Annotated in this window: 19 protein-coding genes; 6 read left to right on the top strand and 13 right to left on the bottom strand. The window is 64.8% G+C overall.

Annotated elements, in window-relative coordinates; translation table 11 throughout:
• The 3 genes from KBA48_RS13480 to KBA48_RS13470 all read right to left on the bottom strand — a co-directional run.
• The coding region (locus KBA48_RS13480; RefSeq protein ID WP_292907136.1) for an AMP-binding protein at nucleotides 1-523 on the bottom strand (523 nt) is incomplete at its 3' end.
• 154 nt (nucleotides 524-677) lie between these two features.
• Nucleotides 678-1,811: a sensor domain-containing protein gene (locus tag KBA48_RS13475; protein WP_292907134.1), complete on the bottom strand. Its 1,134-nt coding sequence runs from the start codon at nucleotides 1,809-1,811 to the stop codon at nucleotides 678-680.
• Entirely contained in the window at nucleotides 1,808-3,169 is a 1,362-nt protein-coding gene (locus KBA48_RS13470; RefSeq protein ID WP_292907132.1) for a lipopolysaccharide biosynthesis protein, read from the bottom strand. The genes KBA48_RS13475 and KBA48_RS13470 overlap by 4 nt, the downstream gene beginning before the upstream one ends.
• Nucleotides 3,170-3,391: 222 nt before the next feature.
• On the opposite strand from KBA48_RS13470, the gene KBA48_RS13465 reads away from it, so the two are divergent.
• Nucleotides 3,392-4,213, top strand: a complete 822-nt coding sequence (locus KBA48_RS13465; RefSeq protein ID WP_292907130.1) for a VacJ family lipoprotein — start codon at nucleotides 3,392-3,394, stop codon at nucleotides 4,211-4,213.
• A gap of 50 nt (nucleotides 4,214-4,263) precedes the next feature.
• Here KBA48_RS13465 and KBA48_RS13460 read toward each other — a convergent pair whose 3' ends face one another.
• The 3 genes from KBA48_RS13460 to KBA48_RS13450 all read right to left on the bottom strand — a co-directional run bounded on the left by KBA48_RS13460 (nucleotide 4,264) and on the right by KBA48_RS13450 (nucleotide 6,367).
• Nucleotides 4,264-5,019 (bottom strand): sulfite exporter TauE/SafE family protein, encoded by a 756-nt coding sequence (locus tag KBA48_RS13460; RefSeq protein ID WP_292907128.1) that lies wholly within the window; start codon nucleotides 5,017-5,019, stop codon nucleotides 4,264-4,266.
• A 20-nt stretch (nucleotides 5,020-5,039) separates the two neighbouring features.
• Nucleotides 5,040-5,741 carry an RluA family pseudouridine synthase gene (locus KBA48_RS13455; RefSeq protein WP_292907126.1) on the bottom strand — a complete coding sequence of 234 codons (702 nt, stop codon included), beginning with the start codon at nucleotides 5,739-5,741 and terminating at the stop codon, nucleotides 5,040-5,042.
• Nucleotides 5,742-5,803: 62 nt separating this feature from the next.
• Nucleotides 5,804-6,367: a TetR/AcrR family transcriptional regulator gene (locus KBA48_RS13450; RefSeq protein ID WP_292907124.1), complete on the bottom strand. Its 564-nt coding sequence runs from the start codon at nucleotides 6,365-6,367 to the stop codon at nucleotides 5,804-5,806.
• Between the two features lie 129 nt (nucleotides 6,368-6,496).
• Here KBA48_RS13450 and KBA48_RS13445 point away from each other — a divergent pair, with 129 nt between their 5' ends.
• A complete protein-coding gene (locus KBA48_RS13445) occupies nucleotides 6,497-7,783 on the top strand; it encodes an MFS transporter (RefSeq protein ID WP_292907122.1) in 1,287 nt (428 codons plus the stop codon).
• 92 nt (nucleotides 7,784-7,875) lie between these two features.
• Here the strand turns inward: KBA48_RS13445 and KBA48_RS13440 are convergent, their stop codons facing one another.
• From KBA48_RS13440 to dnaG, 3 genes are all read right to left on the bottom strand, one after another.
• Nucleotides 7,876-8,733 (bottom strand): alpha/beta hydrolase, encoded by an 858-nt coding sequence (locus KBA48_RS13440; RefSeq protein WP_292907120.1) that lies wholly within the window; start codon nucleotides 8,731-8,733, stop codon nucleotides 7,876-7,878.
• A gap of 313 nt (nucleotides 8,734-9,046) precedes the next feature.
• Nucleotides 9,047-10,996 carry an RNA polymerase sigma factor RpoD gene (gene rpoD / locus KBA48_RS13435; protein ID WP_292907118.1) on the bottom strand — a complete coding sequence of 650 codons (1,950 nt, stop codon included), beginning with the start codon at nucleotides 10,994-10,996 and terminating at the stop codon, nucleotides 9,047-9,049.
• 192 nt (nucleotides 10,997-11,188) lie between these two features.
• On the bottom strand, nucleotides 11,189-13,057 hold the full coding sequence (gene dnaG, locus KBA48_RS13430) for a DNA primase (RefSeq protein ID WP_292907116.1): 1,869 nt from the start codon (nucleotides 13,055-13,057) through the stop codon (nucleotides 11,189-11,191).
• Between the two features lie 181 nt (nucleotides 13,058-13,238).
• Between dnaG and KBA48_RS13425 the strand changes: the two genes are divergently transcribed.
• Complete coding sequence (locus tag KBA48_RS13425) at nucleotides 13,239-13,781, top strand: hypothetical protein (protein WP_292907114.1); 543 nt, start codon at nucleotides 13,239-13,241, stop codon at nucleotides 13,779-13,781.
• 52 nt (nucleotides 13,782-13,833) lie between these two features.
• On the opposite strand, the gene KBA48_RS13420 is transcribed toward KBA48_RS13425, so the two are convergent.
• Complete coding sequence (locus tag KBA48_RS13420; protein WP_292907112.1) at nucleotides 13,834-14,709, bottom strand: GNAT family N-acetyltransferase; 876 nt, start codon at nucleotides 14,707-14,709, stop codon at nucleotides 13,834-13,836.
• Nucleotides 14,699-15,157, bottom strand: a complete 459-nt coding sequence (locus KBA48_RS13415) for a GatB/YqeY domain-containing protein (RefSeq protein ID WP_292907110.1) — start codon at nucleotides 15,155-15,157, stop codon at nucleotides 14,699-14,701. The genes KBA48_RS13420 and KBA48_RS13415 overlap by 11 nt, the downstream gene beginning before the upstream one ends.
• 374 nt (nucleotides 15,158-15,531) lie before the next feature.
• Here KBA48_RS13415 and carA point away from each other — a divergent pair, with 374 nt between their 5' ends.
• Both carA and KBA48_RS13405 read left to right on the top strand, forming a co-directional pair.
• The gene (gene carA / locus KBA48_RS13410) at nucleotides 15,532-16,716 is read left to right on the top strand and encodes a glutamine-hydrolyzing carbamoyl-phosphate synthase small subunit (protein ID WP_292907108.1); all 1,185 of its coding nucleotides are present in this window, start codon (nucleotides 15,532-15,534) and stop codon (nucleotides 16,714-16,716) included.
• A 1-nt stretch (nucleotide 16,717) separates the two neighbouring features.
• Nucleotides 16,718-17,731: a hypothetical protein gene (locus KBA48_RS13405; RefSeq protein ID WP_292907106.1), complete on the top strand. Its 1,014-nt coding sequence runs from the start codon at nucleotides 16,718-16,720 to the stop codon at nucleotides 17,729-17,731.
• 139 nt (nucleotides 17,732-17,870) lie between these two features.
• On the opposite strand, the gene KBA48_RS13400 is transcribed toward KBA48_RS13405, so the two are convergent.
• A complete protein-coding gene (locus KBA48_RS13400) occupies nucleotides 17,871-18,803 on the bottom strand; it encodes a glycerophosphodiester phosphodiesterase (protein WP_292907104.1) in 933 nt (310 codons plus the stop codon).
• A gap of 55 nt (nucleotides 18,804-18,858) precedes the next feature.
• Nucleotides 18,859-19,188, bottom strand: a complete 330-nt coding sequence (locus KBA48_RS13395) for a YkgJ family cysteine cluster protein (RefSeq protein WP_292907102.1) — start codon at nucleotides 19,186-19,188, stop codon at nucleotides 18,859-18,861.
• A 96-nt stretch (nucleotides 19,189-19,284) separates the two neighbouring features.
• On the opposite strand from KBA48_RS13395, the gene KBA48_RS13390 reads away from it, so the two are divergent.
• The gene (locus KBA48_RS13390; protein ID WP_292907140.1) at nucleotides 19,285-19,734 is read left to right on the top strand and encodes a YaiI/YqxD family protein; all 450 of its coding nucleotides are present in this window, start codon (nucleotides 19,285-19,287) and stop codon (nucleotides 19,732-19,734) included.
• Nucleotides 19,735-19,763: the final 29 nt, after the last annotated feature.

Here is a 19,763-nt window from a genome sequence, read left to right as displayed (position 1 = left end):
CATCGGGGCCGACGGTGGGCAGGGTGACGCCCTCCCCATCGACATCGTCGAACACGGCCAGCGTACCCACGGCCTTCATGCCCAGCCCGTCGGCGGCGGCCTTCACCCAGTCGGCCAGTGAGGCGGGCGACAGCACGGCGGCAGCGTCAGCCCCCTGCATCATGCGGCGGATATGGTCGATATAGGCGTCCTTGCCCCCGAAGGCCGCCGGCAGCGGCAGCGGAGCCGGCACCAGGCCCGCGAACTGGCACGCCGTGAAGGCGCGCATGAAGTCACCATCGCTTTCGGCGATGATGGCCACGCGGTCGCCCTTCACCAGCCCCTTGGCCAGCATACGCTTCGCCAGGGCGATGCCCTGTTCGTACATCTGGCTGTAAGGCAGCGCTTCGGTCAGTTCGCCCTTGCCGGAATAGAAATTCAGGCCGGTCTCTCCCCGGGCGGCGTAAACGATCGCTTCCGGCACCGTGGCAAAATCCGCCCGGCGGGAGGCGAGCGCGTGCTTCGAAGGCGTGGGACTGACCATGGCATACTGTTCCGAAACAAGGTTTGAATGCCGTTCGTCCAAACATAGGACCGGCATCGCGCCCCCAGGTGAAGGAGGCCCGTCCATCGCGGCTCATACCAGAGCGGGAGGTTTCCGGCAATCCGTGCGGATGTCGTGGCACGTCTGTCCGGCGTCAAACGGCATGTGACAGCCATTGCGCCAGCAATTGGGCATTGTGCCGGCCGGGATTGGGGGTCGACAGGTCGAAATTGGCGGCAAAGGCTTTTTCCTGTGCCTCCCGCCATTCGCCATGGCGGACAAAGGCTGCGTCCAGATGCACCAGCAGTTGGGGTACATCCGCGGAGGACAGCACCGGCCCCAGGGTCCAGAAACGATAATTCGGGTTCCCCCGCCAACTGACATCATGGGTGTTCAGGAAAACGCAGGGCCGTGGCCGGCACAGGAATTCGTAGACCTGGCTGCTGACATCCCCCAGATAGAGATCGGCACCCATCGTATAGGTCATGTCGCAACTGGCATCGGACCCCAGGTCGATAAGCATGTGCGAAAGGCCCTTGTACCGGGCGAAAGGGGCGAGTTGCGCAGGAGCGGAGGAATGGAACAGCCGCATATGGGGCGCGAAGACCAGATTGTACCGGTCCTGCGCCGCCATAAGGTCCAGCACCTTCATGCCGACTCCGGGCCAGGATGACAGCGCCGGTTCAAAATGCGGATTATAGAGCACGGTTGGCCGGCCATTGGTGAACAATGGCGGCGGGGCCTTGTCCCGGCGATGGATGATGTCGAACTTGGCATAGGCAGACAGCGCGTAAGCCCCCTCGCGCAGGTAGCCTTCGTCCAGCAGCCGGCGCACGGTCTTGGGGCTGGGGATCAGGTTGAAATCGAATCTGGCGACACGCGGGTCGAAAGTGACGTCCCGGTCACCGGCCCCATGTTCGGTATTCACCAGTTTGGGATGGGTGACGCCGAACCGGCGCATCCACAGGCTGGTCTTCTCCGTCGTGACCAGCGCGTCGAAACGGTTCAGGAAAGCCCGGTTATGCAGCAGCGACCAGACCTTGGGCGGCAATGGCAGCGGCCGGAAATGACGGAACGCCTCCACCGCCAGCGGCTGGCGCAACAGGCGAAGCACGACGTTGGCCCCAGGATAGAGCGGGATAAAGCGGCCGACATAGTCCAGGTGCGTCTGCGACGGCACCAGGATCTCCACCTGCCAATCGGGATGCAGGATCGACAGCTCCAGCGCCGTGGGCAGCGAATGAAGGATCTGATGGTTCTGGCTGTTATAGAGGAAGCCGATCCTCATACCTTCTGCCGCTCCTCCGCCAGCCGATGCCGGAACCAGCGCACCACGGGAACCAGAAAGGCCACCAGCACCAGCACCGCCGAGAACATGCGGGCCCACCCCGCGCCGATCAAGCCATACCAGTGAATGGAAGCGAGGAGTACGGGAATATAGATGGCCGTGGTCCAGATGCGGACCACCAGCGCCTTGTGCGCATCACCCGCCGACACCATCACCGGTTCCAGCGGAAAGGACCAGATGCCGACCACGGCGGCAGCCACCAGCCACATCATCACCGGCCAGGCCGGCACAAATTCAGGCCCCACGATCAGGCGCAGCCCCACCTCTCCGATACCCCAGCAGATGACCAGGGCCAGGATGGCGCCGGCACCGGCCAGAAGGGCGGACCGTTCGATCAGGGATCGCATCTCCCCGAACTGCCGCGCCTCGATCATGCGGGACAGTTCGGGATAGATGGCGGGGATCAGCAGCTTGGCCGGCTTGGCCAGCGCTTCCCCCAACTGGCGCGCAATGCGGAACAACGCCGCCTCGCGCGGGCCCAGCATCCAGCCCACGGCCAGGGTGCCGATATGGGTATAGGCCAGTTCCAGGGTGGAGGCGAGGTTGGTGGACCAGACAAAGGCCCAGACCCCATCAAATCCACGGGACATGGGTTGCCCGTCGCCACGCCAGGTGAAGCCTTCCAGCAGGCCGCGCTTGCGCAGTTCCGACCAGCCCTTGGCGATCAGATAGATGCCGGCAATGGCCGTGGCGGCATACCAGGCGACCAGGAAGGCCACGATTCCCCCCCCCATCACCCAGGCGATGCCGCCGCCCAGCATGCGGATGATGGCACCCAGCGTGCTTTGCACCGACAGGATGTCGAACTTGTCGATCAGGCGCAGGATGCCCGTGGGCGTGGCCTGCACCATGAACAATACAGAGGTCACATAGATCAGGGCCGCGGGCATCAGGTCGGGCGGCCAGTCGAAGGACGGGCCCAGCATCCAGGCAACCGCCACCGACAGGAAGGTGCCGGCCACGGCACTCCACCCGTCCAGATGGGCCGTGAAGCGCAGCAGGCGCTGAAAATCGCCGATCCGCCCCTCGTTCAACGCGGGGGTGCCATAGCGCAGCACGGCCTGCCAGCTCTGGAACTTGGCGATTTCCCCGATGGTCTGGGTGAAAGTGTGGATCAGGACCAGCACGCCGAACTGTTCCACGCCCAGGGCCCGGGCGGCGATGGCCAGGCCCGCCAGACCGGCAATGGCATTCACCGTCTTGCCGCCCAGCAGGATGCCGGCATTGGCGAACAGCCGGCGCAGACGATCATCGCCGAACCAGACACGGAGAAGGGAACGGGAGTTTCTGGATGTCACGGGGCGGCGCTGTCGGACTGGCTGATTGGGATAGGACCGCCCATTTAGCAGCATGGCCGTTCGCCGCATAGGCCATGCATGCCGGGTTAGACAAATTGCAGCGTTGGCAATGACACGGTTAACTGTGACAGTTATCACTTTGCAGCGCGGCATAGCGGCCTAAATGAACAGGGTTCGCACCTGCCACGCTGCCCGCTCGCCTACGATTTCTTGAGGATTAGCATGTCCCGCCCGTCCACCACCGCTCTTCTGCGCCGCACGGCGATGGCAACGCTGCTGGCGCTGTCGGCCGCTACCCTTCCTGCGGCTGCACAGGACAGCGCGCCCGCGCTGAATGTGGACAATGCCGCCTTCGCCGACATGCAGGTGGCCGCCGGCCCGGCAGAAGATGTCAATGATCCGTTCGAACCCGTGAACCGGGCCGTCTTCTGGGTGAATGAAGGGCTGGACGTGGTGCTGATCCGGCCGGCGGCAAAGGTGTATCGCACCGTGCTGCCCACGCCGGTGCAGAAAGGCGTGCGTAATGTGTTGCGTAACCTGCGCTCCCCGCTGGACCTGACCAACCAGCTTCTGCAGGGGGACTGGCACGGGGCCGGCGACGTCCTGCGCCGCTTCACCATCAACACCACCATCGGGCTGGGCGGCCTGATAGATGTCGCCGCCGACCATGGCATGCCCTACGAGTATGAAAGTCTGGACCAGACGCTGGCCGTCTGGGGCCTCCCGGAAGGGCCGTATCTGGTGCTGCCGCTGGTGGGGTCGTCGTCGGTTCGCGACGCGGCCGGCTTCGCGGGTGAATATTTCGCCGACCCCGTCTCCAACTATGCCAGCAATACCGACCGGGACTGGATCACCTATACCAGGGCGACCCTGACAGTCCTGGACACGCGGGCCGAATATATCGAGGCGCTGGACGATGTGAAGCGGAACAGCTTCGACTATTACGCCTCCATGCGCTCCCTCTACCGCCAGCGCCGCGACGGCTGGATTCGCGATGGCAAACCCAATGTCGAACAGATGCCGGACATCCCGGATTATCAGTGATCCCGATCCGCCTGGACCGTGACCGGTCAAGGCGGAGTGGAGGTGCTTGATCAGGCCAGCCACCTGTCCACAATCTCCACCAGATTGCGCAGGCTGAGCAGCATGATGACGACAGCCACCAGGATCATCATCGGCTTGTCAGGCAGTTTCTGCGTGACCATGGCGGCGAAGGGGGCCGCCACAACGCCGCCGATGATCAGGCCCAGGATCGCGGGCCAGAGGTCCAGGCCGATGGTGAAGATGAAGGTGAAGGACACCGTCACCGTCACGAAAAATTCGGCAAGATTGGTGGAACCGATGGCATAACGCGGAGTCGTGCCGCCGCCGATCAGGGTGCTGGCCACCATGGGCCCCCAGCCGCCCCCGCCGATGGCATCCAGGAAGCCCCCCGCCAGACCCAGCCCCGCCACCTTGCGCGTGGACAATTCGTGGGGTGGCGGGGGATGCAGAGCCTTCCACAGGATCAGGCCGCCCATCACGATCAGGTACAGCGCCACCAGCGGCCGGATAAAATCGCCCTCCACCCCCGACAGGATATAGGCGCCAAGCGCACCGCCCAGCATACCGGGCAAAGCCAGACGCCAGACAAGATCCAGCCGGACGTTGCGGGCCCGCCAATGGGCAAAGCCGGACGCCCCCGTGGTGAACATCTCGGCCACATGCACGCTGGCACTGGCTGTGGCCGGTGGTACGCCCATCGACATCATCACCGTACTGGCGGTTACGCCATAGGCCATGCCGATGGCGCCATCCACCATCTGGGCCGCGAAACCCACGGCGATAAACAGCAGGATATCTTCGAGCATTTGTCCTCCTGCTGATCAACCTAAGCGTAAACGCCCACCCCTGCCAACCCCGTCGCGGTCAGCGTGGCGGCCATATGGGGCGGTGGCGGCGCTACCGCCATTATTTCGGAACCGGAACCATCGATGTTCGGAAAGCGGATGGACCGGGCCAGCAAATGAAGCGGACAGGGCGCCGGCCGGTCGGCGCCATAGATCGGATCGCCCAGGATGGGCATGGCCATATAGGCACAATGGGCGCGCAACTGATGCATGCGGCCGGTACGCGGATAGAGCTCCAGCAGCGCCAGCCCGCCGGCCCGGCCCCGGCATTGCCAACGGCTCAAGGCCGGTTTTCCCGTTACATCCACCACCACCTTGGACCCACCCGGCACCCAGACCTTTTCCAGCGGCAGATCGATCACGCCATCCCCGGCCTTGGGTCCCGTCAGGACGACGGCCCAATATGTCTTCTGGACCCGCCCGTCCAGGAACATGGCACCCAGCCGCGCCGCCGCTTCCGCATCCCGCGCCAGAACCAGACAGCCGGCCGTGTCCTTGTCCAAACGATGGGCAAGGCGTGGAGGTTCCGGCCGGTCGCCCTGGATCAAGGGCAGATACAGTTCCAGATGGTCTTTTGTTCTGGTTCCGAAATGAACGGGCAACCCATAGGGTTTGTCCAGGATGATGATACGGTCGTCCTGATACAGCACGCGCCGTTGCATCTCCTCCGCGTCATAGGGCATCCGCCGGCTCCGTCCATGGGCCGGCCTGTCATAGCGTGCATGACCATGCGCCGCCAAGAAGATCAGGTGGAACCGATCACAGCGCGGGCCTGCACCCGGACCCCGTCCAATATCCGCTCTGACAAGGCGGGGTCGGTGGCGGCGACAGCGCGGGCCAGGTTCAGCCCCCCCACCAGGATCGACACAAGGGCGGCGGCGCGTCCTTCCGCCACCGGATCGTCGGCGACCATATGGGCACGGATGGCAGCCACATACCGCGCCACCCCGTTGGAGAAATGGTCCCGGACAGGGCCGGACAGGCGGGATACATCGGCGCCCAGCGCCACCATGGGACAGGGCCCTTCCCGGTCACGATGCTCGGTGGACACATAATAGTCGATATACTCTTCCAGACTGGCCGACGCCTGCACCCGTCGCACGGCATTGCTGAAGCTGCGGTCACAAACCTCCGCCGCCAGCGCCTCCTTCGACGCGAAATGGCCATAAAATCCGCCATGGGTCAGGCCGGCCGCCTGCGTCACCTCCGCCACGCCCACCTTGTCGAAGCCACGGGCGCGGAACAGGCGTGACGCCGCGATCAGGATGGCGTCGCGATGCTCCCCCGCCTTCTGCTTTGACACCCGCACAACCCACCTCCCTTAAAAAGGCCGATGATCCCGCTTGACCGCTTTGATGATACACATCATGAATATTTTATCATTACGATCATCATCAATACCAGCGGCTTTCGCAAGACCGGTGGCGGGGGGTGTGGATTGTTCCTGTCTGATCGTCTGGCGGCACGGCTGGCCGCGCGCAACATCCATTATGGCTGGGTCGTGGTGGCCGCCACCTTCCTCACCTCCATCACCGCCGCGGGGGCCGTGGGGGCACCAGGCGTGCTGATGATCCCGCTGCAGAAGGAATTCGGCTGGACCGCGTCGGAAATATCGACGGCGCTCGCCATCCGGATGGTGCTGTTCGGCCTGATGGGGCCGTTCGCGGCGGCGCTGATCAACCGGTTCGGCGTGCGGCGCATGGCGCTGACCTCCCTTTCCATCATCGGCGGCGGGATGCTCCTGTCGCTGGGGATGAACAGCCTGTGGGAACTGATCCTGCTCTGGGGCGTCGTCGTGGGCCTGGGCACGGGCATGACGGCCCTGGTGCTGGGCGCCACCATCGCCACCCGCTGGTTCACGGCGCGGCGCGGGCTGGTGATCGGGCTGCTGACCGCCAGTTCTGCCACGGGGCAACTGGTCTTCATACCCATGACGGCCTGGCTGGCGGAGGAGATCGGCTGGCGCACCGCCCTGTCGGTGATCTGCGCCATGCTGGCGGTGGCGGCCACGGGTGTGCTGCTGCTGATGCGCGACCGGCCGGGCGATATCGGCCTGCGCGCCTATGGCGAGGCACCGGGCGCGCCGGAACCGGCCCCGCCGCCGCCCGCCGGGTCCGTCGCCTTCGCCGCCATCGACACCTTGCGCATGGCGGCCAAGACGCGGGTCTTCTGGGTGCTGTTCGCCACCTTCTTTGTCTGCGGGGCCAGCACGAACGGCCTGATCCAGACACATCTGGTGCCGATGTGTGTGGATTTCGGCATGCCGGCGGTGAAGGCGGCGGGCATGCTGGCGGTCATCGGCATCTTCGACTTCATCGGGACGGTGGCGTCGGGCTGGCTGTCCGATCGTTATGACAATCGCTGGCTGCTGTTCTGGTATTACGGCCTGCGCGGGCTGTCGCTGCTGTACCTGCCCTATTCGGATTTCACCTTCTACGGCCTGTCGCTGTTCGCGGTCTTCTATGGCCTGGACTGGGTGGCGACGGTACCGCCGACAGTCAAGCTGACGGTGGAGCGCTTTGGACGGGAAAAGGCCAATCTGGTGTTCGGCTGGGTCTTCGCGGGGCACCAGTTGGGGGCGGCCTGTGCCGCCTTTGGCGGCGGCTTCTCCCGCACCTATCTGGAAAGCTATATGCCGGCCTTCTATGTTGCCGGTGTGCTGTGCCTGTTCGCGGCCCTGATCTGCCCGTCGATGGGGCGGAAGGCATCACCCGTGGCGGCGTAATGCCAACGGCCGAAGATCGTGACCGATGGTCACTATCTTCGGCAACGCAAGCGGCGACCGTCACCGCCGGACCAGAGGTGACGGTGCCACCCCTAGAGCCCCGCCAGGAAAGCCGCCACGCGCGGGGCGATCAGGGCACGGTGGGTGAAGATGGCGGCATGCCCTCCCCCCTCCACCGTCAGCAGGTCCGCCCCCGGGATGCGGCGGGCCAGTTCCAGCCCATGGCGCTCGTAAGACAGCAACGGGTCGCCCGTGCCATGCACCACCAGCGTGGGAGCGCCGATTTCCGCCAGCGCGAAACGCTGTCTGCGGGTCACGTCGATATCATTCGCCGTCCCCGGCAATCGTTCGGCCAGCCGGTCGAACATGCCCACCCGCAATTGCCGGTACAGCGGCATGGCCACCGGATCGGCAAGCAGAGCCTCCCGTTGCTCCGGCTCGGGGATGGAGCGGGCGGAGATACGGTCGGCATTCCGCAACGCCCTGGCCTTCATCCACCTGACAAAGGCCGGCCATCGGGCCAGAAACACCATCAGGCCGAAGCCCGCCGGGATCGGCATCGGGTCCGGCCCGGCGCAGGTGGAGACCAGGACCAGTCCCCGGCAGCGGTCGGGATGGCGCAAGGCGAACATCAAGGCGGACGCCCCGCCGCCCGACACAGCGATCACCGCCACCTTCTCCAGCCCCAGATGGTCCAGCAAAGCGGCATAAAGATCGGCCTGCGCCTCCGGCGTCTTACCGGATGACAGGGGCGTGCCCGGATAGCCCGGCCGGGCCGGCGCAATGACCCGCCCGGCATCGGCCCCGGTGACACGCGCCAGGATCATGCCCTGATCGATGCCTCCCATGGCACCGTGCAGCGACAGGACCGCCGGGCCTTCCCCGGCATCGGCATAATGAAGCGGGCCGCGCGATGTGGCGGCCGTGAATTCAGCAATCGACATGGACATGGCTGTTCCCCGTCTGTCGTGCCGATCCTTGATGGATGTCGGTGGTCGCCGGCTTCCGACCTGGCACGGCTTTTCAGGAAAAGCGGTCGGTCGATGGAAAGGGGAATGATCGTGAAAACGGATTCGCGATGGCAGGTTTAGCTTTCCCGGAGGGGAACGGCGACGCCTGGGTGTACTGCCGACCGACGCGGAGCTTAGCGCGAAGGGCGATTATTGGCAATCCATCGCTGTGCTACGGCAATAGGCCGCCAATCGCGGCCCTGTCGCGCGGGCATAAAAAAGGCCGGCGTTTTGCGCCGGCCTTTTGTCTGGATCACGTATCCAGGAAGCTTCGCAGCTTGCGGCTCCTGCTGGGGTGCTTCAGCTTGCGAAGCGCCTTGGCCTCGATCTGGCGGATACGTTCACGCGTCACGCTGAACTGCTGCCCCACCTCTTCCAGGGTGTGGTCGGTGTTCATGCCGATGCCGAAGCGCATGCGCAGCACACGTTCCTCACGGGCCGTCAGCGTAGCGAGTATGCGGGTCGTGGTCTCGCGCAGGTTCGCCTGGATGGCGGCATCGAGGGGCAGAACAGCGTTCTTGTCCTCGATGAAATCACCCAGATGGCTATCCTCCTCGTCACCGATCGGCGTTTCGAGAGAGATCGGCTCCTTGGCGATCTTCAGGACCTTGCGGACCTTTTCCAGCGGCATCATCAACCGCTCGGCCAGTTCCTCCGGCGTCGGCTCGCGCCCGATCTCGTGCAGCATCTGACGGCTGGTCCGCACCAGCTTGTTGATCGTTTCGATCATGTGCACGGGGATACGGATGGTGCGGGCCTGATCGGCGATCGACCGTGTGATCGCCTGCCGGATCCACCAGGTGGCATAGGTGGAGAACTTGTAACCGCGCCGGTATTCGAACTTATCGACCGCCTTCATCAGGCCGATATTGCCTTCCTGGATCAGGTCCAGGAACTGCAGGCCACGGTTCGTATACTTCTTGGCGATGGAGATCACGAGGCGCAGATTGGCCTCCACCATCTCCTTCTTGGCGCGGCTGGCTTCCTTCTCGCCCTTCTGCACGGTGGAGACGATGCGGCGGAACTCACCGATGGGCAGACGGGCCTGGCTGGACACTTCCGAGATATTCTCGCGGACGCGGCCCACCTCATAGGACGAACGCTCGGCAAACTTGGCCCAGGCCTTCGACAGGCTCTTGCACCGTTCCAGCCATTTCGGGTCCAGTTCCGACCCGTAATAATGCTGCAGGAAATCCTCGCGCTTCACCCGGCAATCGGTGGCCAGACGCAGCAGACGGCCTTCGAAGCCCAGCAGCTTGCGGTTCAGGGCATAAAGCTGTTCGACAAGCTGTTCGATACGGCCATTGTTCAGGCGCACGGAATTGACCAGCTCGGTCAGCTCGGCCTTGACCTTGTCGTACTTCTTGTCGGAACCCTTGGGCAGATCCTGACCGCTTTGCAGCAGGGTGAGGCGTTCTTCCTGCAATTTGTGCAGGCGCTCATAGGCTTCCTCGATCTTTCCGAACGTCTCCAGCACCTTGGGCTTCAGCTCGGCTTCCATGGCGGAAAGGGAGACATTGCCCTCCTCCTCGCCCTCGCCTTCGGCGGCGGGACCGCCCTCACCCTCGGGCCGTTCACCTTCCTCTTCCTCACGCTCCACGGCGGGACCGTCCAGCGCTTCGGGCGGCAGCTCACCGGCTTCCGGGTCTACGCCGTAAGACGCGTCCAGATCGATGATGTCGCGCAGCAGCATCTTGCCGTCCTGCAGCGACTGGTGCCACTCGATGATGGCCTGGATGGTCAGCGGCGATTCGCAGATCGCGCCGATCATCATCTCGCGACCGGCCTCGATGCGCTTGGCGATGGCGATTTCGCCCTCGCGGCTCAGCAGCTCCACCGACCCCATTTCGCGCAGATACATGCGCACGGGGTCGTCGGTACGGCCGATATCGTCATCGTCCAGGTTACCGGACTGACGGCCCTCGCCCTCGCTCTCGCCGCCACTGGCCTCGTCGGCTTCCTCAGCCTCGACGACATTGATGCCCATTTCGGACAGCAAGGCCATCGTGTCTTCGATCTGTTCGGACGAGGAGCTGTCCGGCGGCAAAGCCGCATTCAATTCGTCATAGGTGACGTACCCGCGCTCCTTGCCGCGCGCGATCATCTTCTTGACGGCAATGGCCATGCCATCCATCAGAGGGCCATTGGCTTCCTCTTCCCGCTGCTCCGACACTTCCGCCGTCTGCGCCGCTTTCGTCGCCATTCGTTCGCTGCCCCCGCACTTCACAGGCTGCCACCGGTAAACGCAAATGGACGACTCGGGCAAGTGCCCGGCCATCCGTCGAAACTCTTCCTGGCTATAACTTAGGTAAGCGGCCGGAAACTGTGTTCGCCAAGACACAGTTTTGCCGGACAAATGCGTTGCACGACGCCCGAGAACCCGGCCGCCCGTCTGTCATCCGTCCATCTCCGTCAGATTGTCGGCATGGCCCCGGAGAATCAGCAACTCCTTCTGCAGTGCGCGTAGTCTCGCCAGATCATTCTCATGGAATGTCTCGGCAAACCGTCTTTCGGCATCGCGCAGCTCACGCTGGAGCAAACCATCCTCGGAACTAAGCCAAACCTCCTGCCAGCCACTCTTCGCGGTTTCGAACGACGCTCCTGGTTGCGCGAATTTCGGCGCGTCCGCACTCAGCAGACTGTCCAGCGTCTCGGAAAAACCACGACCAGACAGGTGGCGCTTCAAGCCCTCCGCGTCAAGTGCTGATTCGGCCGTCAGGCATGCGACAAGCGCTTGGCGGAGCGCCTCCATCTCGCCATCGGCGAATTCCGCCCCGGCCAAAATCTCCCCAACATCCTGGAAAAGCTCCGGGTGATGGATGATGGCCAGGACAAGATACCGCTCCCGGCGACGTGGTTCGGTGCGCAGCGTGCCCGACCGGAACCGGCTGTCCCACAGGCGGCTGACCGGTACCTCTCCCGGGATCTGCCGGCGCTGGCGACCGCCCCCGGCGGCAAAGCCCGCCCCCCCGAACCCGCCGCCGCCGGCCCGGATGGCGGCGCGCAGCTTCTCCCGCAGGACGGAGCGGTAGCTGTACTGGACCGCCTTGTCGGCCACCTTCTCCATCATCTGGTTGATGCCGGTTTCGATGCGCAGGCGGCCGTCGGCGGTCTTCGGGTCCTCCCCCTGGCGCACCATCTCCCAGATAAAATCCTCCAGCGACAGGGCGCGGTCGAGAATGGCGGTGAACGCGTCCGGCCCGCCGGACCGGATCAGGCTGTCCGGGTCCTCCTTGTCGGGCATGAAGGCGATACGGACCGTGGCGTCGGGCACCAGAATGGGCAGAACCCGTTCGACGGCCCGTTGCGCCGCCCGCCGGCCGGCATTGTCGCCGTCAAAGCAGAGGATCGGGTTGCGCTGGCCCTCGGGCGCCAGTTTCCACAGAACCTGGATCTGTGTCTCCGTCATGGCGGTACCCAGGGGCGCCACCGCCCCCTCGAACCCCGCCTGGACGCAGGAAATGACGTCCATATAGCCTTCGGTGACGATCAGCCGCTGCCCGTCCGCCGCCGCCTGACGGGCGCGCGACATGCCGTAGAGCAGGTTGCCCTTGTGGAACAGCGGGTTCTCGGCCGAGTTGATATATTTCGGCCCATCGCCTTCCAGCACACGCCCGCCGAACGCCACCACCTGCCCCCGCCGGTCCGTCACGGGGAACATGACGCGGTTCCAGAAGAAGTTGCGCAGGGGCCGGCCCGGTTCGGCCCGCTTGAACAGGCCGACCTCCACCATGTCGGCCTCGCTATAGCCTGCGTCCGCCAGCAACGCCTTCAGCGGCCCGCCCTCCTGCGGGGCGTAGCCCAGGCGGAAGCGCGCAATTCCCTCATCATCCAGCCCCCGGCGCCGCAGGTAATCCAGGGCATTGCGCCCGGAGGGGCCGTACAGTTCCCGCTCGTAATATTTCGTGGCGCGTTCAACCAGATCATAGAGCGATTTCTGCCGCTCATATTGCTGGCGCTCCTGGGGGCTCGCCTGCGGGACCTGCATCCCGGCTTCACTTGCCAGATGTTCGACGGCCTCCATGAACGACATGTTGTCATGGCGCATGACAAAGCCGATCTGATCACCATGGGCGCCGCAACCGAAACAATGAAAGAAGTTCTTCTGGTCGTTGACGTAGAAGCTGGGCGTCTTTTCATTGTGGAAGGGGCACGGGGCCTTGAACTCCCGGCCCGCGCGCTGCAGGCGCATACGTTTCATCACCACTTCCGACACGGAAAGGCGGGAACGCAACTCTTCCAGGAACTGCGGCGGCAGGGCCATCAGGGACGCAATCTCAAAAGCTTCAGGTGCGGATCAGCCGGGCAGCATAGCCCAGGCGGCAGGGCAAACACCATGCGGACCGGTTTTTATCCCCACATTGCCCCGCAATCCACACCCTGTGGATATTTTCAATCTGGTTCGAATTTCGTCGGTACGGAGATTGCTTGACTTCGGACATAAAATGTCCCGACCAAAGGCATGCACCATGAATATCGGCTCCATGTTCTCCCCTTCCGCGATTCTGTCGCGGTTACAGGTGAAGTCACCGACCGGTACCCCCACCCAGACACCCGCCGCCAAGGCCGGTGGCACCCCCGTCGATCCCGCTGCCCAGCAGAAGGAGGAGATGGCATCCCTGAAGAAGGACCGCGCCGCCTATGACGCGCAGCGGACCAATGAAATCGGCAAGCGCCAGCAGGAATTCGAACAGACATATGGCCGCAAGTACGGGCAGGAAGGCGACCCGCCCCTGGCCTTCCAGATGGCCATCCCGGTCAATGCGCGCGGCTATCAGCCCTTCGTCACCGCCGACCAGCAGAAGACCATCGACGGCATCACCGACAAATACCGGAACCAGGAAAATCTTGCCCCCATGTGGGAAGAATTGACCGCCATGGGGCTGAATTCCGACCAGTTGGCCAAGTCGGCAAAATATTTCATCTCCATGGATGGCCGCATGGTCACGCGGGAGGAGGCCACAAAGGGCGTGGATATCAAGGTGTGAGGATGGCGCCGATCAGCGTGGGGCCATGCGAACTTGGCAATAAGGAAACGCCCTATCCCAGCAGGACGATCCCGTAATCGCCGATGATCCGGAAGCCAAGGGCCAGATAGGCGCGGCGCGCCGGCGCATTCTCCTTGCCCGTGAACAGCACGGCGGTCTTCGCCCCGTCTTCGCGGGCCGCCAGCAGGGCGGCCGCCACCGCCGCCCGCGCCAGGCCCTGGCCACGCAGCCGAACGGGCGTCCAGACGCCACCGATCTGCACCGTATCGGGGATGCGGGCATTGTGGGTGGCCATGGAGAGTGGCGTACCGTCGGGGCCGGTTATCAGGAACACATCCCCCGCCGCGACCCAGGCGGTGACATCGGCCATGGCCCGGGCACGCAGCGCCTCGTCATCCGCCTCACCCAACGTTTCCAGGCAATAGTCGCAGCGCCATTGCGACAGAAGCGGCAGATCCCCCTCCCGCGCCCGCCGCCATGACATCACCTCCCCCGACAGGCGCGGAGGAAGCTGCACATCCGTCAGGCGAAGATCGAAAAGATCCTCCGCCCCGTCCTTCAACAGGGGCCGGTCGGCCAACAGGGATTGGACGGCGCGCACGGCGGGCAACGGACCGATGATGCCCTGCACCTGCCTGTCACCCGCCGCCATATGGAACCGGGCCAGAATGACCGCGTCGGCGGGTTCAGCCTGGATCAGCAGATTGCCGTTCCAGGCGTGCGAGACGACCCCATGGACAAGACCGGCATCATCGACCAGAGCTGCATAGCGGCCCTGGTAGCGCTGGCCCCGATCCTCCAGGCCCGCACGCCGGATGTTGGAGCGCAGGAACAGCGATGTGGCAGGATGCAGGGCCAGATAGGCGTCAAGCCGCCCCTCGTCCCCCGGTCCCAGCCGTACAATCCGCGTCGTCGGTTCAGCCGACAAGCTTTTCGCGCACAAGGGCACTGGCCTTGGTGAAATCCATCTGGCCGGCGAAGCGGCCGCGCAGTTCGGCCATGACCTTGCCCATGTCCTTGACCCCGGTGGCGCCCAGTTCGGCAATAAGGCCGGCGATGGCGTCGCGCGTGTCAGCCTCGTCCAACTGCTTGGGCAGGAAGGCTTCGATCACCTCGATCTCTTCCTTTTCCTGCTGGGCCAGTTCGGTGCGTCCGCCCTGTTCATACATGGTGATGCTTTCGCGGCGCTGCTTCACCATGGTCTGCAGCATGGCCAGGATGGCGGCATCATCAATGCCGTCCTGATTGCCCGTGCCGCGTGCCGCGATGTCCCGGTCCTTCAACGCCGCCAGGATCAGCCGGACGGTGGCGACGCCGCGGCTGTTCTTGGCGCGCATCGCATCCTTCAGGGCTTCGTTCAGCGTCTGACGCAACATGGGTGACCTCTGGGGGCAGGGTGAAACAGCCGGCAACATTATCCAATAGGCCCGGCGGATGCCAGCGAATAGGAATGGCTTGCGTCGCCAACTGGAAACGCAGGCCGGTTCACCCGACACCCAATGATGGCGCGTGGCAGGGCCGCGCCCACGTTGGTTGACCAACACCGCCCGAATGGCTAATTCAGCTTCAGAACCGTACCGGCCCTGGCCGGCGCGCGGCATCGGCGCGGCCCTTCACCCGGCGGGAGCAATCCCGGCGGATGTTCGGACCCGCGACGCGACTGCGGGCAGGCCGCCCCGCCATCCGGCGGGAAGGCCCGGCCTTTCCAACGGCGCTCCCGCGCCGCTCTCGCTGATAAAAGGTGCCCGCCATGTCCGACACCCCGCCGATGGGTTCCCCCACCCGCGCGCCCGCTCCCAAGGGAGCCACGGGCGTTCTCGTCCTGGCCGATGGCTCGGTCTTCTGGGGACGCGGTGTGGGCGCCGTGAACCATAGCGTGGGCGAGGTCTGCTTCAACACCTCCCTGACCGGCTATCAGGAAATCCTGACCGACCCGTCCTATGCCGGCCAGATCATCACCTTCACCTTCCCGCATATCGGGAATGTGGGGACCAACCCCGAAGATATCGAAACCGTCACGCCGGTGGCGCGCGGCCTGATCATCAAGGCCGACATCACCGAGCCCGCCAACTGGCGCGCGACGCAGCATCTGGATGCCTGGCTGAAAAGCCATAATCTGGTCGGCCTGTCGGGCATCGACACCCGCCGCCTGACCCGCCGCATCCGCGACAATGGCGCCCCCAACGGCGTGATCGCCCATTCCCCCGACGGCGTGTTCGATATCGACGCCCTGGTCACGATCGCCCGTGAATGGCCCGGCCTGGAAGGCATGGATCTGGCCAAGGAAGTCACGACCCGCCAGACCTATAGCTGGGATGAGACCATCTGGTCGCTGAAGGACGGGTACGGCACGCAGGACCAGCCGAAGCACCATGTCGTCGCCATGGATTTCGGGGCCAAGCGGAACATCCTGCGCTGCCTCGCCACTTCGGGCTGCAAGGTGACGGTGGTTCCCGCCACGACCACGGCCGAGGAAATCCTGGCGCTGAACCCCGATGGCATCTTCCTGTCCAACGGCCCCGGCGACCCGGCGGCCACCGGCATCTATGCCGTGCCGACCATCGCGCGGCTGGTGGATAGCGGCAAGGCCGTGTTCGGCATCTGCCTGGGCCACCAGATGCTGGCCCTGGCGCTGGGCGGACGTACCGTCAAGATGGACAAGGGCCATCGCGGCGCCAACCATCCGGTGAAGGACATCGCGTCCGGCGTGGTGGAGATCACCAGCCAGAATCACGGCTTCGTCGTCCTGCGCGAAAGCCTGCCGGAGGAGGTGGAGGTCACCCACGTCTCCCTGTTCGACGGCACGAATGAAGGCATCCGCCTGGCCGGCCGCCCCGTCTTCTCGGTGCAGTACCATCCGGAAGCCAGCCCCGGCCCCGAGGACAGCCACTACCTGTTCGACCGCTTCATCGACGCCATCGAAGGGCGTTACTGAGGTGACGGCCGATCCGGGCGTCATCAGACTTGGGCAATGGGACCGTCCTTCCGGCATGCCGGAAGGGCTGGCCGGCCTGGTGGCCGGCTGGCCGGTCGTCAACCGCTCGCCCGCTTGTGAGGCCTTTCTGGATGAAAGCGGCCTGATCCGGGTCAGTGATGTCTGGAACCTGGCCAATGGTGCCTTTCCCACCGACCGGCCCATCGATATCCATGCCGGCTGGGCCGTGGCCCGTCTGGTCGACACGGCGTGGAAAGTAATCGAGATCGCGCCCGCGCATGCACGCGATGCCGGTCGCGCCCTGCTGCGTGACCGTGCCGAACGGCTGCTGCAGGGTCGCCGCTGGACCGGCGGCGATCTGGAGGCGCTTGACAGTCTTTTGAAGATGGCACCGGTGACGCAGGCCGAATGGCTGTCCGCCGATGCCGGGCGTGACCGGGCGCTGAAATCGCTGATGAAGCTGCGTCTGGTCAATCTGGCCGAGGCCACGCACCCTGCCCTGCCCGCCGCTGTCACCGATCTTCTGTCCGGCGGGCCCGTGCTGTGGCTGGATGCGGATGCGCATGAAGTGGCCGAACTGGTCATGGCACACAGCCGCCGCCGCATGGAAGTGTCGGCCAAGCGTGTGGCCCGTGACGACCGGCAGCGCGGGTCGGAGCTGAAGGACAGCATCGCCCAGGCAGTGAGGGCCGTGTTCCCCGGCATGCCCGAGGATGTGTGCCTGTCGGTCGCGGCCCGTCTGGCGCCCGCCGCCATCAAGCTGGGCCGCCGCCCCGGCACCCAGGCCATTGTCGATTGCACCGCCGAGATCCGCCTGGACCGCTGGCGGCAGGTGATCATCGGCGAACCGCGCGTGGCGGCGCGGCTGGCCGCCATGCAGGCCAAGGGTGACAATAACCGGGCCCGCAAGCGGTACCGCGACCAGCGCGCCCTGGAACGCGTGGCCGAGGAAATCGCCCATTGGCGCCGCGATCTGGAGCCCGTCACCTCGCGCTGGCTGGGCGACGCGGTCTGAAACGTAGGTCAATACGTATTGACCTACGTATCCGCGCCGACTGGCGCGGCGGCGGCAGTCGCCGCCGTACCATCGGTCAAGAATTTTGACCGATGGTATAATTTCGTGTTGCCTCACGGCGCCGGGCGGCAGAGGGGCCTTATCGCCCCAGCACTTGCTTGCCCGTCACCGGATCATCGGTGATCAGGCCGTCCACCCCCCAATCGATCAGCCGTTTCATGTCGGCCGGATCATTGACGGTCCAGGGCAGGACCTTCAGGCCCAACGCCTGCGCTTCCTTCACCAGGGCCGGCGTCAGGTTCAGGTGATAGGGCGACCAGATATCCCCACCCGCCGCCTTGATCGCGGCCGGCAGACTGTCGCCATGGCGCACGGGATCAAAACCCGCCGTCCAGGGGCTGCTGCCCGTCATCGATATGGTGCTTTCCTCCGGATCGATGATGGTCAGATAGGCGGTGGGAATGTGCGGCGCCAGCTTATGTACGGCCTGCAGGGTGCGCCAGTCGAAGCTCTGGATCGTCACCCTGTCCTGCATGCCCGCCTCCCGCACCTGCCTGACCAGCAGGGCGGAAAATGTTTCGGGATCGATACTATCGGCGGGGGCCGTGGGATCTATTTTCGTTTCGATATTGAAACGAACTTTGGTGTCGCCCCGCTTCTTCACCAAATCGAACAGGGCGGCCAGGGTCGGCACCGGCGTGCCATCCATGGGGGTCTGCCGAGAGAAGCGCTTGGCATAGGGCGTGTCGGGGCGGATGCGTCCCACATCCAGCACCCGCGCCTCCGCCAGGGTCAGGCTGTTCCAGGTGGGCTGCGGTCCTTCCACCCATTGTCCATCCCGCCGCGCCAGATTGGCATCGACATGCCGGTCATGGGCAATGATCAGCACCCCATCCCTGGTAACACCCGTATCCAGTTCCAGCGTATCGACGCCCAGGTCCAGCGCCCGCTCAAAGGCCGGCAGCGTATTCTCCGGCCAGAGCGCCCGGCCGCCACGATGGGCCTGCAGGTCGAAGGCGGCGGCGGGTCCGGCGGCCAGGATCATGGTCATCAGCAGGGGCAAAAGGCGCATATCGGCATCCGTTCTTTCGGTCTGCTATGGACCATAGGGCGGATGCGTTACGGTTTCATGGCATGGTCAAGGGCAGGCCGTGCCGTTCCCGCGCCATCAGACAGGCCTCGTCCCCCGCCACACAATCGTGACAGACGATGGGCCGGTCGGCATAGATGGTGCAGGCCACATGTTCCCCCACCGTGCCCGCCAGTGCGGCACAGCGTTCGCCGGTCCATCGCATGCCCGACCCGTCGGGCGCCACCATCGCCTCCGGGATACGGGCAATGTCGGCATCCTCCTCCAGGGAGAATCGCGGCCAGTCGGCGGCATAGGCGCAGCAGGCCCCGCATTCCTGACAGGCGAAGGGGGGTGGATCGTCTTGCTGGTCCAAGGGTGCCGCCATGAAAGGGCCGATGCGGGTTTGTGACCGACGCCGGCCCGCTTGGCAAGGGAACATGCTCTGCTATACAGGGCACGAAGCCTGAGGAACGCGCCTATGCTGGAAATCTATGTCGATGCCGATGCCTGCCCGGTGAAGGAGGAGACGTTCCGCGTCGCCGAACGCTACGGGATGCCGGTGCATCTGGTGGCCAATGGCCCGCTGCGCGTGCCGACGGGCGGGCTGGTGCGGCTGGTTGTCGTCTCCGACGGATTCGACGCCGCCGATAACTGGATCGCGGAAAATTGTGGGCCCGGCGACATCGTGGTGACGGCGGACATCCAACTGGCCAAACGCTGCCTGGACAGGGGGGCCAAGGTGCTTGGCAATAATGGCCGCCCCTTCACGGCCGCCAATATTGGTTCCGCCCTGGCGTCACGTGCCCTGATGCAGGATCTGCGCGACATGGGCGTGGTCCAGGGCGGCAATGCCCCCATGACCAAGGCCGACAAGAGCAAATTCCTGCAGGAACTGGACAAGATGGCGAATGAGGTGAAGCGGGGGCGGTGACGCCCTATCCCCTCGTTCTCCTCAAGCGC

This window comes from Niveispirillum sp., from assembly GCF_017996735.1.
GTDB lineage: Bacteria > Pseudomonadota > Alphaproteobacteria > Azospirillales > Azospirillaceae > Niveispirillum.
The sequence above is the reverse complement of the archived record's forward strand: the minus strand, read 5'-3'. Positions and strand labels throughout refer to the sequence as shown.

What these genes read in the sequence shown, in the direction of transcription:
- KBA48_RS13395 (WP_292907102.1), bottom strand. Translation starts at nt 19,188, where the DNA reads ATGGCGGCACCCTTGGACCAGCAAGACGATCCACCCCCCTTCGCCTGT.
- KBA48_RS13465 (WP_292907130.1), top strand. Translation starts at nt 3,392, where the DNA reads ATGTCCCGCCCGTCCACCACCGCTCTTCTGCGCCGCACGGCGATGGCA.
- rpoD (WP_292907118.1), bottom strand. Translation starts at nt 10,996, where the DNA reads ATGGCGACGAAAGCGGCGCAGACGGCGGAAGTGTCGGAGCAGCGGGAA.
- carA (WP_292907108.1), top strand. Translation starts at nt 15,532, where the DNA reads ATGTCCGACACCCCGCCGATGGGTTCCCCCACCCGCGCGCCCGCTCCC.
- KBA48_RS13400 (WP_292907104.1), bottom strand. Translation starts at nt 18,803, where the DNA reads ATGCGCCTTTTGCCCCTGCTGATGACCATGATCCTGGCCGCCGGACCC.
- KBA48_RS13415 (WP_292907110.1), bottom strand. Translation starts at nt 15,157, where the DNA reads ATGTTGCGTCAGACGCTGAACGAAGCCCTGAAGGATGCGATGCGCGCC.
- KBA48_RS13455 (WP_292907126.1), bottom strand. Translation starts at nt 5,741, where the DNA reads ATGCCCTATGACGCGGAGGAGATGCAACGGCGCGTGCTGTATCAGGAC.
- KBA48_RS13460 (WP_292907128.1), bottom strand. Translation starts at nt 5,019, where the DNA reads ATGCTCGAAGATATCCTGCTGTTTATCGCCGTGGGTTTCGCGGCCCAG.
- KBA48_RS13475 (WP_292907134.1), bottom strand. Translation starts at nt 1,811, where the DNA reads ATGAGGATCGGCTTCCTCTATAACAGCCAGAACCATCAGATCCTTCAT.
- KBA48_RS13440 (WP_292907120.1), bottom strand. Translation starts at nt 8,733, where the DNA reads ATGTCCATGTCGATTGCTGAATTCACGGCCGCCACATCGCGCGGCCCG.
- KBA48_RS13425 (WP_292907114.1), top strand. Translation starts at nt 13,239, where the DNA reads ATGTCCCGACCAAAGGCATGCACCATGAATATCGGCTCCATGTTCTCC.
- dnaG (WP_292907116.1), bottom strand. Translation starts at nt 13,057, where the DNA reads ATGGCCCTGCCGCCGCAGTTCCTGGAAGAGTTGCGTTCCCGCCTTTCC.